17 protein-coding genes and 1 tRNA gene are annotated in these 14,621 nt (G+C 55.9%); 12 read left to right on the top strand and 6 right to left on the bottom strand.

Going from position 1 to position 14,621, the window contains the following annotated elements:
- Positions 1–14: 14 nt before the first annotated feature.
- The gene (locus tag ABIE63_RS11990; RefSeq protein WP_354504712.1) at positions 15–200 is read left to right on the top strand and encodes a hypothetical protein; all 186 of its coding nucleotides are present in this window, start codon (positions 15–17) and stop codon (positions 198–200) included.
- A gap of 22 nt (positions 201–222) precedes the next feature.
- Here ABIE63_RS11990 and ABIE63_RS11985 read toward each other — a convergent pair whose 3' ends face one another.
- The 5 genes from ABIE63_RS11985 to ABIE63_RS11965 all read right to left on the bottom strand — a co-directional run bounded on the left by ABIE63_RS11985 (position 223) and on the right by ABIE63_RS11965 (position 2,967).
- On the bottom strand, positions 223–708 hold the full coding sequence (locus ABIE63_RS11985; protein ID WP_183416316.1) for a methyltransferase domain-containing protein: 486 nt from the start codon (positions 706–708) through the stop codon (positions 223–225).
- A 233-nt stretch (positions 709–941) separates the two neighbouring features.
- The gene (locus ABIE63_RS11980; protein WP_183416315.1) at positions 942–1,085 is read right to left on the bottom strand and encodes a hypothetical protein; all 144 of its coding nucleotides are present in this window, start codon (positions 1,083–1,085) and stop codon (positions 942–944) included.
- Between the two features lie 113 nt (positions 1,086–1,198).
- Positions 1,199–1,275 (bottom strand) — tRNA-Pro (locus ABIE63_RS11975).
- A 54-nt stretch (positions 1,276–1,329) separates the two neighbouring features.
- Complete coding sequence (locus ABIE63_RS11970; protein ID WP_354504711.1) at positions 1,330–1,800, bottom strand: DUF192 domain-containing protein; 471 nt, start codon at positions 1,798–1,800, stop codon at positions 1,330–1,332.
- A 66-nt stretch (positions 1,801–1,866) separates the two neighbouring features.
- Positions 1,867–2,967 carry an acetoin utilization protein AcuC gene (locus ABIE63_RS11965; protein ID WP_354504709.1) on the bottom strand — a complete coding sequence of 367 codons (1,101 nt, stop codon included), beginning with the start codon at positions 2,965–2,967 and terminating at the stop codon, positions 1,867–1,869.
- Positions 2,968–3,157: 190 nt separating this feature from the next.
- On the opposite strand from ABIE63_RS11965, the gene ABIE63_RS11960 reads away from it, so the two are divergent.
- The 4 genes from ABIE63_RS11960 (at position 3,158) to ABIE63_RS11945 (ending at position 6,414) form a co-directional block, all read left to right on the top strand.
- Positions 3,158–3,943, top strand: a complete 786-nt coding sequence (locus ABIE63_RS11960) for an ABC transporter ATP-binding protein (protein WP_354504708.1) — start codon at positions 3,158–3,160, stop codon at positions 3,941–3,943.
- Complete coding sequence (locus tag ABIE63_RS11955; protein ID WP_354504707.1) at positions 3,940–4,707, top strand: ABC transporter permease; 768 nt, start codon at positions 3,940–3,942, stop codon at positions 4,705–4,707. The genes ABIE63_RS11960 and ABIE63_RS11955 overlap by 4 nt, the downstream gene beginning before the upstream one ends.
- Positions 4,708–4,718: 11 nt before the next feature.
- The gene (locus tag ABIE63_RS11950; RefSeq protein ID WP_354504705.1) at positions 4,719–5,489 is read left to right on the top strand and encodes a methyltransferase domain-containing protein; all 771 of its coding nucleotides are present in this window, start codon (positions 4,719–4,721) and stop codon (positions 5,487–5,489) included.
- Between the two features lie 94 nt (positions 5,490–5,583).
- Positions 5,584–6,414, top strand: coding sequence for a universal stress protein (locus tag ABIE63_RS11945; RefSeq protein WP_354504704.1), 831 nt, complete (start codon positions 5,584–5,586; stop codon positions 6,412–6,414).
- Between the two features lie 17 nt (positions 6,415–6,431).
- Here ABIE63_RS11945 and ABIE63_RS11940 read toward each other — a convergent pair whose 3' ends face one another.
- Positions 6,432–7,904, bottom strand: coding sequence for a sodium:proton antiporter (locus ABIE63_RS11940; RefSeq protein ID WP_354504703.1), 1,473 nt, complete (start codon positions 7,902–7,904; stop codon positions 6,432–6,434).
- Positions 7,905–8,213: 309 nt separating this feature from the next.
- On the opposite strand from ABIE63_RS11940, the gene ABIE63_RS11935 reads away from it, so the two are divergent.
- From ABIE63_RS11935 to ABIE63_RS11905, 7 genes are all read left to right on the top strand, one after another.
- The gene (locus ABIE63_RS11935) at positions 8,214–9,425 is read left to right on the top strand and encodes an amino acid ABC transporter substrate-binding protein (RefSeq protein WP_354504702.1); all 1,212 of its coding nucleotides are present in this window, start codon (positions 8,214–8,216) and stop codon (positions 9,423–9,425) included.
- A gap of 146 nt (positions 9,426–9,571) precedes the next feature.
- Positions 9,572–10,471, top strand: coding sequence for a branched-chain amino acid ABC transporter permease (locus ABIE63_RS11930; RefSeq protein WP_354504701.1), 900 nt, complete (start codon positions 9,572–9,574; stop codon positions 10,469–10,471).
- Positions 10,468–11,538: a branched-chain amino acid ABC transporter permease gene (locus ABIE63_RS11925; protein ID WP_354504700.1), complete on the top strand. Its 1,071-nt coding sequence runs from the start codon at positions 10,468–10,470 to the stop codon at positions 11,536–11,538. Before ABIE63_RS11930 ends, ABIE63_RS11925 begins: the two co-directional genes overlap by 4 nt.
- Positions 11,535–12,278 carry an ABC transporter ATP-binding protein gene (locus ABIE63_RS11920; RefSeq protein ID WP_183416307.1) on the top strand — a complete coding sequence of 248 codons (744 nt, stop codon included), beginning with the start codon at positions 11,535–11,537 and terminating at the stop codon, positions 12,276–12,278. The genes ABIE63_RS11925 and ABIE63_RS11920 overlap by 4 nt, the downstream gene beginning before the upstream one ends.
- Positions 12,278–13,153 (top strand): ABC transporter ATP-binding protein, encoded by an 876-nt coding sequence (locus ABIE63_RS11915; RefSeq protein ID WP_354504698.1) that lies wholly within the window; start codon positions 12,278–12,280, stop codon positions 13,151–13,153. The genes ABIE63_RS11920 and ABIE63_RS11915 overlap by 1 nt, the downstream gene beginning before the upstream one ends.
- 97 nt (positions 13,154–13,250) lie before the next feature.
- The gene (locus tag ABIE63_RS11910) at positions 13,251–13,955 is read left to right on the top strand and encodes a carbon monoxide dehydrogenase subunit G (RefSeq protein ID WP_354504697.1); all 705 of its coding nucleotides are present in this window, start codon (positions 13,251–13,253) and stop codon (positions 13,953–13,955) included.
- A 195-nt stretch (positions 13,956–14,150) separates the two neighbouring features.
- Positions 14,151–14,618, top strand: a complete 468-nt coding sequence (locus tag ABIE63_RS11905) for a (2Fe-2S)-binding protein (RefSeq protein ID WP_183416304.1) — start codon at positions 14,151–14,153, stop codon at positions 14,616–14,618.
- The last annotated feature ends 3 nt before the right edge of the window (positions 14,619–14,621 follow it).

Here is a 14,621-nt window from a genome sequence, read left to right as displayed (position 1 = left end):
GCTAGGATCGAAACATGAGCTTTCAGGCACAATTCGGATCGCCTGGAGAGACGATCGGCGGAGCCGTTTCCCAGACGACGCGCACCATCTCCAACTCGCAGCTACAAGTCGGAGATTTCACCTTAGATGTGGCGAACCCGATCGTTTGGGGTGCTGGAATCGTGGTGATCCTGTTGCTTTTCTGGGCAATGAAACGGTGAAACTGACCTGTTGCAGGAACGATCAGCTCGCTTCCGCGGTCAAAGCTTCACCGGGAGTTCCTTGGCTGGGCTCCCAACAATAGATGAAGGCCGGCGGAAGGTTGCGGAGGACCAAATTTCTGCGCTGAACTTTTCCTTGCAGATTAAGGGGGCGCTTCGGCAGGTAGGTAAACTGCAGGAAACCACTCACACGGGAATCCTCGAAAAGGCGTTGCAGGTTCCGCTCGAAGACAACCCGTCGCTCACCAAGGTTCACGACCGGTATGCAAGAAACCAAGTACGCCCGCTGGCTTGTGAACTTTGGAAGTTCGAAGCCATCGGCGCAGACATCGGCGGTTTCGAAACGCGCGAAAGGGCAATTTCTCCTAGCCTTGGCGAGCAGTCGCTCATCCAAATCCAGGCCAATGACTTCATGGCCGTCAAAGCTTCGGGTAACGGATCCCGTACCACACCCAAACTCTATGATCGCACTCTTGGCAAACCCCTGCTCGTCAATAATGCGCCGCATCCGCCGCCCTAGATATTTAAACGAGGGCGTGATGGAACCGGTGCTTAGGGGCGATCGTAAGAAGGCTTTGAAGAAGACCAATCTATCTTCAAGGGTCGTCGGATCGGGTAGCTTGGACGAAGAAGATCGCATAACGTGAGCGTCAGCCTTTGGGATTGTAGCAGGGTCGGGCTATCTTCCCGATTCGCTTAAGATTATAGCTCAGGATTGATAAGCAAGCAGCTAACCTGCACCTAGCGCAAGTTATAATACGCGGTAATACCCACCCCCACCAGGATCAACGCAAAAAGAATGACGCGCAGGATGTATAGCGCCTCTTTCCGCGCGACCTTCTGCCGCTGTTCCGCCTTTGCAAATTTTTTTCGATCGATCACCATGCACACAATTATCCATAAAATTTATGGAAATGCATCATCGCGTGCAGATCATGATAGAATTTCAAGCAAACGGGCGCGCGAATTGCGGATCGGCACTCCGGAAAAACATGAAGTGGTCGGGGAGACTGGATTCGAACCAACGACCCCCTGCTCCCAAAGCAGGTGCTCTACCAGGCTGAGCTACTCCCCGCCAGCGGCGGTTGTGACGCCTGTTTAAGCGCTCCGCCGCTCTCAGGCAAGAGGCCTATTCAAAGGTTGGATAAAGAAGCTGCGATCCTTCGGTAATTCCAAGCTGTTCCGACACGCCGGCATTGATCTCCAACACGGCTTTTACCGCCTGACCCGAGGCCACCGTTTCCAGGGAATGCGGTACCGTTCCCGACGCGATCTTCACGATCACACCCTGGCTATCCACGAAAAGCATATCCAGGGGAATGAACGTATTCTTCATCCACATGCTGATTTCGCGCGGGGTGTCCGTGATAAAAAGCATGCCCGAATCCGCAGCCATGCCGCGGCGATACATCAGCCCGCGCGCTTGCTGTTTTGGCGTAATCGCCAGTTCAATAGTAAAGGCGAACCGCTTGCCTTCCAGTGTTTCGATGACCAACCGGTCTTTCTCGAAATACACCTCTTCCGGGCTGCTTTGAGCCGAGGCCGCAGTGATCCAGAAAACGCCAATAAGAAGGGAAATTGATAGAAGCTTCCTAAACATGGCCGTAGCCTGCCGCGCTTTGATCTGCCTCGCAAGTGGGTTCGACTTCACTATCGTTTGTTTCCATCACATCAGCGCGGCTTTTGCCAAATCACGAATTTCCGGGCGCAAGGGCCCTTCGTTTGGCAGATCCGCGAGTGTTTCCATCCAATGGGACGGAGGGTTTCGCCCCTTGCTATGACGCCAAATCAGCGACCGAAGAATTCCGACAACCCCCTCTGGTAGCCGTTTCGGCACGTCAAAGCCGTTTAGAACGGCCCATACACCCGACCAGCATCGGGCCACCGCCCAAGGATTGTAACCGCCGCCGCCAAGCACGAGAAACCGCGGCGCAACACCAATCAGGCCCCTAACCGCTGCCCAGTGCGCCTGGTTCGACAATGACAGTCGGCTGAGCGGATCATCCGCCAATCCATCGCATCCACATTGTAGAACCACAGCATCCGGCTTGAAGCGATCGATCAATGGCAATACGACTGACTCAAATAAGAACCGAAACTCGCTGTCGTTAAATCCCTCGATAACCGGCAGATTGAGGGCTTGACCCCCGCCTGTGTCATTCAGGTTCCCCAGCAGTTCATCTTTCTTCATTGGCCATCGACCCGCCTCATGCATTGAGCAGGTGAACACGCGCGGCTCTCCCGAAAGCGCGATCTGCACGCCATCCCCATGATGGGCGTCGATATCCAAGTAAAAGACCCGGTCGCAGCCCTGATCGAGAAGGCTGAGGATCGCCAGGACCGGATCATTGAAATAGCAAAACCCGCTTGCGCGGTCGCGCAACGCATGATGCGTACCTCCCGCCGGGCTATGTACAATGCCGCCGTATCGCAACAAGCGACCCGCAAGCTGCGACGCACCGGCCGCCGTCGCTGGTCGCCGGAACACCTCCGGATAAATTGGATTCCCATTCACACCGAGATTGAATCGTTGACGCGCATCCGCATCGGCCTGCTGTTCCTTCTCAAGGCGTTGAACAGCCGCGATGTACTCCGGATCATGAAACCTCGCCAACTCCTGGGCGGTCGCCTGTGGGCTATCGATATAGGCGTCGTCGGACAACCACTCCATCGCACGACAAACATCGACGACGGTGGAGACCCGGGGAATCGACAACGGATGCCGACCGCCATAGCTGGAAGTCCGATAGATTTCGCTGGCGACCATGACCGGGTGCCGCAGGGGTTCGTGAGGTTCCTGTTTCAGTTCAGGCTCCCAGTTCGCGAATTAACCCTAAAACAGCCTATGCCAGAACGGGTCACGATCCTTGTCCGCCCAAACAAGTCACTGCTTTCTCTTGTCCCGCGCGCGGCGCCTTGCAATAGTCCGCCGTCGCCGCTGGTTCCGGGAACATATCTTGCAGACTCAGGCCGCCAAACACCATTCCAATGAACGTGCTCCAGACGTCCACCTGACCGATGGAACGCTTTCCTTTCAAGGTGAGCCGCTTTTCACCGGTCTGCAACTCACACTCCCTGCTGCACAAACCACATGCCTGCTTGGCCCCTCGGGAATTGGTAAATCTAGCTTGTTAAGGCTCCTGGCCGGGCTGGGCGATGCGGCAATGGGCAACGTGAGAGACAGTGATGGAGCTAGCCTCGAAGGCCGCCTTTCCTACATGGCCCAGCAGGATCTCTTGTTACCTTGGTTGACCACGCTTCAGAACGTTTGCCTGGGTCATAGATTGCGTTATGGGAAAGGTGGAGAAGACACCCGTACCGCAGAAATGCGCGCGCTGGAGCTCTTAAGGGCGGTGGGCCTTGCCGATGCTGCAGGGAAAAGACCTGCAGCGCTTTCCGGCGGAATGCGTCAGCGGGCTGCCCTGGCACGAACGCTTTTCGAGAACCAGCCATTTGTCCTGATGGATGAGCCATTCTCGGCAGTCGATGCCATTACACGCCTGGAGCTGCAAGAACTCGCGGCAAATTTGCTAAAGGGGCGGACCGTCCTTCTGGTCACCCATGACCCATTGGAAGCATTGCGGCTGGGGGATTCCATTCTGATTATGTCCGGACGCCCCGCAACGCTCGAATCCTTTCCTATTCCCGCCGAACCAACACCCCGGAACCCTAGATCCGTCGACATCCTGGCTGCCCAGTCGGCCCTACTGAACCGGCTCCTACTTGCACGAGATCGACCATGACCAGAATCGCCCGCAGTCTGGTGATCGCGGCCGTCTTGCTGCTTTTCTGGGAGGTTACCGTCCGCCTCACCGACGCACCCAGTTTCATTCTCCCCGGCCCTGATCAGGTCGCCCTGGCATTATATGAGCGTTGGCGTTTCTTGATCGGCCATGCCGGGATCACACTGATTGAAATACTACTGGGCCTCGGGATCGGCACCGTGCTTGGCGGATTTGCTGCGCTTTTGCTCGCCAGCGCACGAACCTTACGCCTCTGGCTGCTCCCGCTCCTCGTCGTCAGCCAAGCTATCCCGGTTTTCGCCCTAGCGCCGATCTTGGTCCTTTGGCTTGGTTATGGGCTTGCCTCCAAAGTCGCGATGGCAAGTCTCATCATCTTCTTTCCGGTAACGGCCGCCACCTTTGACGGCCTGCGCCGAACCGACCCGGGTTGGCTGGATCTGGCCGCGACAATGGGCGCCGGTCGCTGGTCGCGCTTGCGTCATATACGCATACCCGCAGCCTTGCCGGCCTTTGCCTCCGGGCTGCGGGTCGCCACCGCCGTAGCCCCGATTGGCGCCGTGGTTGGAGAATGGGTTGGATCGTCAGCAGGACTTGGCTATGCAATGCTGCAAGCAAACGCCCGAGGACAAGTCGCGGTTATGTTCGCTGCCCTCTTTATTTTAACTATTATAGCTGTCACGCTTTACAGCTTGGTGGATATAGCCATGCGGCGAATATTGCCATGGCAGCCGGATAGTCTGGATGCGAGCCGAAAAACTGTGTGAATATTGAATCAATGACTGATAAAGCAGACACCGCCGCGCGTTTTTCCAAACAGGCCGATGCTTATGCAAAAAGTCCCGGCCATGCATTCGGCAACGATTTGGATATCCTTGCCGCCTATGCCGAACCTGGGCTTTATCATTTGTGCCTGGACGTCGCCACCGGCCCTGGCCACACGGCGTTTCGCCTTGCTGCGAAAGCGTCCCTCGTCGTCGGAATCGACATCGCCGAGGGCATGCTTGCCCGCGCTCGAAAACTGGCGACTGAGCGCCAGGTCGAGAACGTCATTTTCAAGTACGGCGATGCCACGGATATTCCCTTCGGACCCGATACATTCGATCTTGTAACCTGCCGAATTGCGCCACATCATTTTAATGATATTCCGGGGTTCCTCCGCGAAGTGGGGCGCGTGCTGCGCCCTGGAGGCCGTTTTGTGCTGGAAGACAGCATGGCCCCGGATGAACCGGAAGTTTGCGCGTTCTTACATTGGTTGGAAGTAACCCGCGACCCCAGCCATGCACGCAGCCTCACCCGTGACGAGTGGCGGCATTCTATCGAGGCCGCCGGCCTGACGATAAATCGGGAAACGATTTACAATAAGGAGCATGATTTTGCGGATTGGCTCGCACGCATGGACGTCTCCAAGCAAGTCGTCGATGAGATCACGCAGCGCATTTTGACGGCACCCGCCGAACTGCGCTCTGCGTTATTTGCCGTTGCCGGCGATTCCGTAACGCTGTTGCGAGATCGGAAGCTCATTCTCCGCGCCGACAAACGTTTGTGAAACCGGTAATATCTGTCTCGCTGCTAGACGCTAAGCGGCCTTCGGAGTAGCTTCTGGTTCGTGAATCCAGCCTGCATCACCCTGGAGTAATGAAATGAGTTTGAAGACCATCCTTGTCCATCTCGCTAACGACGTAGAGCATCGTACTCGCCTAAAGGTGGCGCTCAAACTCGCGCGACAACACGACGCGAAGGTCTTTGCCTTGTTTATTCCTACCCCAATAGGCATGCCGGCGGGTATTACCGGGCGCGGCGCTTCGGCAATGTTTCTGTCCGAAGCCAGCCGGAATGCCCGTGAGGTCGCGGATAACCTTGAGAAAGAGTTCCATGAAGCTTGTGAACGCGACGGTATTGAAAATGCCTGGCTCGTAATAGAGGGCGATCATGTGGAGCTTATGTCGGAACATGCCCATACGGCCGACATCATTATCGCTGCACAGCCAATCATCGAACATCTTGAAGATCACTTTCGGACGCGTTTACCTGAAGAACTGGTGATGCAGTCTGGACTACCTGTGCTCGTCATTCCCAGAGGGTTTGATCCTGAAAACCAGATCGGCAAGAAAGTCGTATTGGCCTGGAAAGGCACACGCGAAGCCGTGCGGGCAATCCGTGACTCGATGACTATTCTTGCGAGCGCGGAAAAGGTTCTGGTTCTGACGGTTGGCGCTGATGCAGGCGATGCCCTTTCCAAGTTGGAAGTGATGGAGCATTTACGGCGTCATGGAGTGAACGGAGAGGCACGCAATCTGGCAGAAATTCCCGATAGCGTTGGCAAGGCGATCCTTGATTTCGCCGAAACGCAGGGCTGCGATTTGATCGTGCTTGGCGCTTACGGGCATACGCGCTGGCGTCAGATCTTGCTGGGAGGCGTTACCCACGAGGTTCTAGCCGACAGCAAGATCCCGCTCTTGATGTCCCACTAAAGGTGCGAGGCCGGTCTCTACAGGAAGAAGACCAGCGTCACCAAGCCGAACAGGGGCAGCAGTATCAGCCCGGACCAGGCCATGTAGCCAAAGAAGCTGGGCATCGCAATTCCCCGCTCCTCGGCGATTGACCTCACCATGAAGTTTGGCGCGTTGCCGATGTAGGTGTTTGCCCCCATGAAAACCGCACCGGCTGAAATGGCCAGCAAGGTCTGCGCCATCGGACCCATAAGGATATCCGCGTCGCCGCCAGCAGTATTGAAAAACACGAGATAAGTCGGCGCATTGTCCAGGAAACTGGAGAGAATTCCAGTTAGCCAGAAGTACATACTGTTCACGGGTTGCCCATCAACATTTACCATGTTCACCAACCCAGACATGGCGCCGTTGGTGCCAGCTTTGAGGATCGCGATAGCTGGGACAATCGTCACGAAAATGCCCGCAAAAAGCTTGGCGACTTCAACAATGGGGAACCAGGAAAAGCCATTGGCTTCGCGACTGGCCTTCGGAGTCATCTGCCAGGAAAACACAGCGATGCCAATCAGAAGCGCATCACGAGTCAGGTTCTGAAGCTCGACTTCGACATGATAGATATCGATCGCGACATCAGGACGCCAAACGCCACTCATCAAAACAGCGCCGATGACGCCGACCAAGAGCAATAGATTAGCGCTTCCCTCCAATCCCAACGCTTCTTCAGGCTCGGCGTTCTCCGACGCCGGTTCCTGGGGGGGCTCTTTCATCTCTTCCTTATTGAACAAATAGCTGTCCAAGAGGAAGTAGATCACCAGCAACAAAACCGACAGCATGACCATTGGCAGGAACATATGGGTCGTGGGCCAGAAGAAAGACACGCCCTTCAGAAATCCCAGGAACAGCGGCGGATCACCCAAAGGGGTCAACGAGCCACCGATATTGGCAACCAGAAAAATGAAGAAAACGATGGTATGAACCCGATGCTGGCGCCATTCGTTTGCGCGAATAATCGGTCGAATCAGCAACATTGCCGCGCCGGTCGTGCCCATCCAGCTCGCAATCATCGTTCCCAACAACAGGATACCGGTATTTACCACCGGCGTACCGCGCAAGCGCCCTTTCAGACGCACGCCACCGGCGACGGTAAAAAGCGCCAGAAGCAGAATGATGAAGGGTATGTACTCTAACAACGCAACATGCAGCAGTTCAAACAATGCGAGTTGCCAGCCGAACACCAATGTAAAGGGCAGCAGGAACGCCGCGCCCCAAAACGCCGATATCTTGCCGAAATTGTGGTGCCAGAAACTGGGAGCCACCAAAGGAAAAATTGCGATAGACAGCAGTATTCCAATAAAGGGGACTATCCAGAAAAGCCGCAGATCGGCGCCTTCCAGATGCGGCGCGCCGGCCGTCCCGTCAACCGCCGCCTGAACAGGCAGCATCGCAATAAACACAAAGACTGTTGCGAGGCCGAGCAAACGGCAGGTCGCCGTCATTCCTTTCCTGGTAGGCACACAATCCTCCCTATCACCACCCTACTACAATCACATAACTCACCGCCATTACGGGCACTGACCGTGCTCCGCGGGTCACGCGGCGCGGCAGTATGCATGATCACCACTTCCAGACCAAGGCGCTATGCATCGCCATCGGTCTCGCTCGTGCATGCGGCTCTAGAGCCAGCATACAGAAAACGACATACATTGCGTTTCTACAATCTTGCCACCCACAGCTTGAACAGCTAGGTTCTTGCCATAGCTCATCGATCCTGCGCGCTTGATGGGCCAAACAAAGAAAGCGCAGTTATAGGGAGGTTTATTTTAATGCTGCACTTCCGCAAGTTTGCGGCGGCCACGGTTGCTGCTGCTGGATTGAGCATCGCAGTCGCTGGCGCTGCTCAGGCCGACACGATCCGACTTGGTTCGGCGATTTCCTTGACGGGCAAGTATTCCACAAACGGTGCCCATACTAAGAACGGTTATGACCTGGCGGCAAAGTTACTAAATGACGCAGGTGGCGTTATGGTCGGCGGTGTCGCCCACAAGATTGAAATCGTTTATTACGATGACGAATCGACCCCCGCGCGCGGCGCACAGCTGGCTGAACGTTTGATCCAGCAAGACGGTGTTCAGTTTCTGCTTGGGCCCTACTCTTCCGGACTCACCAAAGCCATCGCTCCGGTGACGGAAAACTACGGCGTCCCGATGGTTGAAGCAAATGGTGCTTCGCGATCCCTCTTCACACAGGGTTACAAGTATCTTTTCGCCGTGCTTTCAACATCCGAACAGTATCTGACCAGTGCCATTGCTCTGGCGGCTGAGATCGCGGAGAAGGAAGGCAAGAAAGCTTCCGACGTAACAATTGCGGGCGCTTTCGAAAATGACCCCTTCTCGCAGGATGTGCGCGCCGGCGTGCTCGCGGATGCCGAGAAGTTCGGTATGAAGGTCGTGATTGATGACAAGCTTCCGCCGGAATTGAACGACATGTCGGCAACCCTGACCAAGGTCAAGGCGCTAAAGCCTGATGTATTGGTTGTATCCGGTCACTCCAAGGGGGCTGCACTAGCCATCCGCCAGCTTAGCGAAATGGGCGTTCAAGTCCCGATGCTCGCCATGACCCACTGTGACGCTGCCGACATCATCGGTCAGTTCGGGGCAGCGGCTGAAGGTGCGCTCTGCGCTTCCCAGTGGGCGCCAAGCCTCAGCTACTCGGATAACCTCTTCGGATCGGCGGCGGATTTCGCCAAGTTGTTCGAAGACACCTACGGCTACGCGCCGCCATATCAGGCAGCGGAATCCGCTGCAGCAGTGCAGGTCTTCGCTGATGCCATCGGTCGGGCCGGCACCCTGGAGGCGAATGCAGTACGCGACGCCTTGGCCGTAACCGAGATCCAGACCTTTTACGGCAACATCAAATTTGATGAAACTGGTAAGAACATCGCTAAGCCCATGGTGCTTTATCAAGTCCAGGATGGCGAGTTCCAAGTGGTCGCTCCCACGAAGTGGGCTTCGGCTAAGCTACGCTATCCACGGTAATAAGCACTCGATACGGTAGACCATAGGTACCCGGCCCCGCTCCCTTCGTCTGGAGGCGGGGTCGGTCCTTATCGGGTATGGAATCGTCACCGTCGCTGCCGGCGTGCCGTCGGTATGGGTAGACGTCTGGGAGACAGGCTCAACGCATGGATAACATCGACATCCTGATTCAAGCGCCGATCTTCAATGTTCAGCTATTGTTGGACGGAGTATTAATCGGCGCACTCTTCGCCCTGGCAGCCTATGGAATGGCGCTCGTCTGGGGCGTGATGAACATCATCAACATTGTCCAGGGAGAATTCGTCATCCTTGGAGGCTTCGTAGCCTGGAGTCTATTTCAAGTCGGCGTTCCACCACTTCTTGGAATACCGGCTGCGGCTTTTGCCCTCTTTATCCTCGGGTATCTGCTCTACAAACTCGTCATTTTCAGGCTGGTTGATCGCGATCTCTTTATTTCGCTCCTGGCGACGTTCGGGATGTCGATCCTGCTTCAGCAGTTGATGAACGAGGTTTTTGGCGCTGACGTGCAGACCGTCGATACACAGCTGCAAAGCTGGTTCATTTTCGACGGGATGGTGAGCGTGCCGCAGATCAAGTTGCTGGCCTTTGTCCTGACCCTGGTGATCGCTGTTTGCCTGGTTGTCTTCATGCGAAAATCGCGGATGGGCCAAGCGATACGCGCGACCGCCCAGAACGCCCGGGCGGCGCGGATCTTGGGCATTGATACTGATAAGGTCTATGCCACGACCTACGGCATCAACGCGGCGGTTTGCGGCGCCGCTGGTGCTCTGGTGGTCATGAGCCTGACCATCCATCCCTTCCAGGGCCTGGCGTACACAATTCGCTCCTTCACCATCGTCGTTGTTGCTGGGCTCGGCAATATTGCCGGTGTTGTCGCGTCGGCCTTTGGTCTTGGTGTGGCGGAGCAGTATGCGGGCTTTGTACTCGGCGCCGAGTATCAGTTGGCTTTTGTCTACCTACTGCTGGTCGTGATCCTGATGTACCGCAGCTTCATGCTGGGGCGGCAAAGGAAGTATCTGAAATGAGTGGCATCATGAGCAAAAAGAGCGGCCTGGAGATTGGCGGATTCATTGCCATACTGATTGCCGCCGTCGTCGCGCCCTTCCTTTTTCCGGGCTTACAAACCCAGTTGACGATGTTGTGGGTCATGATCCTGATCGCACTGACCTGGGACGTCGTTGGCGGCCAGATGGGGTACAATTCCTTTGGCAATGTCATTTTCTTTGGCTTGGGCATGTACACTACAGCGGTGGTCCAGGTCGGCCTCTTTTTCGACGTCGGAACCTATACCGATGCGCAGGGCGCCGCTGGGTTTGCCCTAACGACTGGGCAGTACTTCTCCGGCCTGGCTCTGGGATTGTTTATCTCCGCTTTGATTGGTGTTGTTTTCGCGGTGGTAATCGGCGCAGGGCTCCTTGGTTTGCGCGGTCATTATTTCGCTATCGGCACCTTGGGACTGGGTATTGCTTTTGGGGAAATTTTCGCTGGCTGGGATTGGGTTGGCGCCGGCTCGGGCATGGTTCCACCGCTTTTCCCCTCTGGGATCGGCTTACAGCCGAAGGTTTTCTACTATTTCATGATGGTTCTTCTGACGGTTGTGACGTTCTTCAGCTTGAGGCGGCTTTATGCCGGTCGCTTCGGTTTGGCCATCAACGCAATTCGCGATGATGAAGACAAGGCCGAAGCAATGGGTTTGAGAACCACACGATACAAGACGATCGCCTGGGCCATATCCGCCCTGTTCCTCGCGATTGGTGGCGGATTGGCCGGAAATGTGTTGGGCTTCATTGATCCGCGCGACAGTGCTTTTGCGGGCGCAACCTTCGGCGTCTGGATGGTGCTGATGGCGATTCTGGGCGGCAAGGGACTGCTCTGGGGACCGGTGGTCGGTGCAATCGTGTTCCATGTCACGCAGGAGCTGTTCTGGACCTATCTTCTCGGCTGGCAGCGCGTGGCCCTCGGGTTGCTGATCGTTATCATTGTCGTCTTCTTCCCGCTCGGCATTCTCGGATGGTTGCGTGAACGCAAACCTGAGCTTTTCGGCTACCGGGTTGAAGACGAAGAAGCCGCAAGCGAGGGGAATGCATCATGACTACCATGCTGAACGTTGAAAGCGTATCCAAACGCTTCGGCGGCATCATCGCTAACAGCGATATCTCGATGCACGTCAATCAAGGCGAAATCGTCGGTCTGATTGGGCCTAACGGCTCAGGCAAGACAACACTCTACAACTCGATTGTCGGCTATCATCCTATCGACAGCGGCTCCGTCCAGTTCGAAGGGCAGGAAATTTCCAAGATGCTGGTGCCACAGATCGCCCGTTTGGGCCTTTTGCGCACCTTCCAACAAACCCGAATCTACGGCGCCATGACTTGCGTCGAAAATATGTTGATCTCAGTCCCTCACAAGGAGGAGGGAATTTTTGCCCTGCTGCAGCGGCATCCCAAGGCGGACTTGGAGCGCTGTGACGAACTGATGGAGTTTGTTGGGCTCTACAGCAAACGTCATCTGATGGCGGGCTCGCTTTCCTTCGGCCAGCAAAAACTCCTGGAATTCGCGATGGCCTTGATGAACGAGCCGAAGATGCTGCTGTTGGATGAACCGACCGCCGGCATCAACCCGACGCTCATCAACGGCCTGTTGGATCGCCTTCTCCGGGCGAATCAGGAATTTGGCATCACTTTGCTGGTTATCGAGCACAACATGCGGGTGATCATGAACATTGCAAAGCGTATCTACTGCCTGGCGCATGGACAGCTTCTGGCAGAAGGCGGTCCAAACGAAATCCAGAATGATCCGCGCGTGATCGACGCCTACCTGGGAGCACATTAATGGCCAGCGAAACCGAAAGCGAAAAAAAGAAGCGGATCAGCGGCTATGGCACCGGCACCGTCGAATCGGTCATGTCGGTCGATCAGGTTGCCAAGGAGGCTCAAGCCCTATCGGAGCAACGTCCAGACGCTGCAACCCTGAGGGGCTACTGTAAAGGCGAGCCCTTTGTCACGATCGAAGGGTTGCGTGCCGGCTACGGCAAGATGGAGATTCTCCATGAGCTTGACTTGGTGGTCGGCAAGGGACAGTCCCTCTGCTTGATCGGCCCCAATGGCGCGGGAAAATCAACGATCCTGCACTCGATCTTCGGGTTTACTAATATATACAGCGGAAAGATTTTCGTTGGGGGTAACGACATCACCAACCTCAGCCCCAAAGAAAAACTGCGTGATGCGGGCGTCGCCTATATTCTCCAGGACAATTCTGTGTTCCCGGACATGACCGTCGAAGAGAACCTTCTGATGGGTGGTTACCTCAAGAACCGGCCGGCTGAGGCCAAGCAATCTGCCGACAGGGTGTTCGAGAAGTACACGCGACTAGCGGATCGTCGCCATCAACGTGCCGGCACACTATCGGGGGGCGAGCGGCGTTTGCTTGAAATCTCGCGCGCCTTGATCATGAACCCGGAAGTCTTGTTAGTCGATGAGCCGTCGATCGGGCTGGAACCCCGCTTTATCGATATGGTGTTCGAGATTTTGGCCGACCTGCAGAATGTCGAAGGCAAAACCATTGTGATGGTCGAGCAGAACGCCAAGAAGGGCCTGGAATTTGCCGATCTCGGTTATGTTTTGGTATCCGGCCAATTGGCGCTTGCAGGCACCGGTTCTGAGCTTCTGGAGAATCCGGAAGTCGGGCGTTTGTTCCTCGGCGGTTGACGCCTTTGCCCGTCCTCTTGGCGGTTGCAGTGATAAGGGTAGCGTCTTAGCCTAGATCATTGCGGCACCACGACACTGGCCACCTGGAGAGCAACCCATGCAGATGACCGGCGAAGTTCTTATCCCCGCCTCGCGAGAGAAAGTCTGGGACGCACTGAATGATCCCGAAGTACTGCGCCAGTCCATCCCGGGCTGCCAGTCGTTGGATCGGAGTGAAGACGGCGGCTTCGACGCGAAGGTCAAAGCCAAGGTAGGGCCTGTATCAGCAACTTTCGGTGGTCACGTCGTGCTTCAGGACTTGGTGCCACCGGAAAGTTACACCCTGTCAGGTGAAGGTAAGGGCGGCGCCGCCGGTTTCGCAAAAGGCAACGCCAAGGTAAAGCTCACGACTAAAGAAAATGGCACCCTGCTGAGCTATGAGGTCGATGCCAAAGTCGGCGGCAAGCTTGCACAGATCGGCTCGCGCCTGATCGATGGAACCGCAAAGAAGCTCTCCGATGAGTTCTTTGCGACCTTTTCCCAAATCGTTTCCTCCGGCTCCGGTGGTTCGACAGACGGGCTGGAGCAAGCTATAGGCGCCCATGCACAGGGACAATCCGACGATGGGTCACCCACGCAAGCCCCCTCGCATGCAGCCCCGCACACACCCTTGCATGCGGATCCCGATGAGGCGCTCGACAAGCAGGAAATCGAGGAGGCATTGGCAGAGGCTAAGCGCAAGCCGGGCCTTTCACCTTTGGTCTGGATTTCCGGATTGGTCGCCATCATCATTTTATTGATCGTAATGTTCGGACGCACCTGAACGACAACCATGACGCTGCCGGCGCCATTCGATTGGCAAATTGGACAAGCTGCTCAATTAACGCTTGCAAGTTCTTGACCAAAGACCCGAGGGAGACACACACTCACCCATCGAACTGTCCGCATGAATGACGGACCGAACAATTTCGCAGGACGTCCAAGGACGCCGCCTATGCTGCGCAAAAGGGAGGAAAATATGCCCAGCGTTTCCATGAAAGTGAATGGCAAGCAGGTGTCGGCGGAGGTCGAACCCCGCACCTTGCTGGTCAGCTTTTTGCGTGAAAATCTGCGCCTTACCGGCACACATGTCGGTTGTGATACCAGTCAATGCGGCTCTTGCGTCGTACATGTGAACGGTAAGTCGGTAAAAGCCTGCAGCATGCTGGCGATTCAGGCCAACGATACGGAAGTGACCACGATTGAAGGGCTTGCAGTGAACGGCGAATTGCATCCCATGCAGGCAGCCTTCCGGGAACACCACGGATTGCAGTGCGGCTTTTGCACACCTGGCATGGTGATGAGCGCAGTGGATCTGTTGCAAGAGAACCCGAAACCCAGCGAGACAGAAATTCGCGATTGGCTGGAGGGCAACATTTGTCGTTGCACCGGCTATCAGAACATCGTCAAGGCCATCCAGGCCGCCGCCGACGAGATGGGAGGGTGAGAC

The sequence above is a fragment of the Limibacillus sp. MBR-115 genome (assembly GCF_040549425.1).
Lineage (GTDB): Bacteria > Pseudomonadota > Alphaproteobacteria > Kiloniellales > CECT-8803 > Limibacillus > Limibacillus halophilus.
This window is presented reverse-complemented; position numbering and strand designations above follow the sequence as displayed.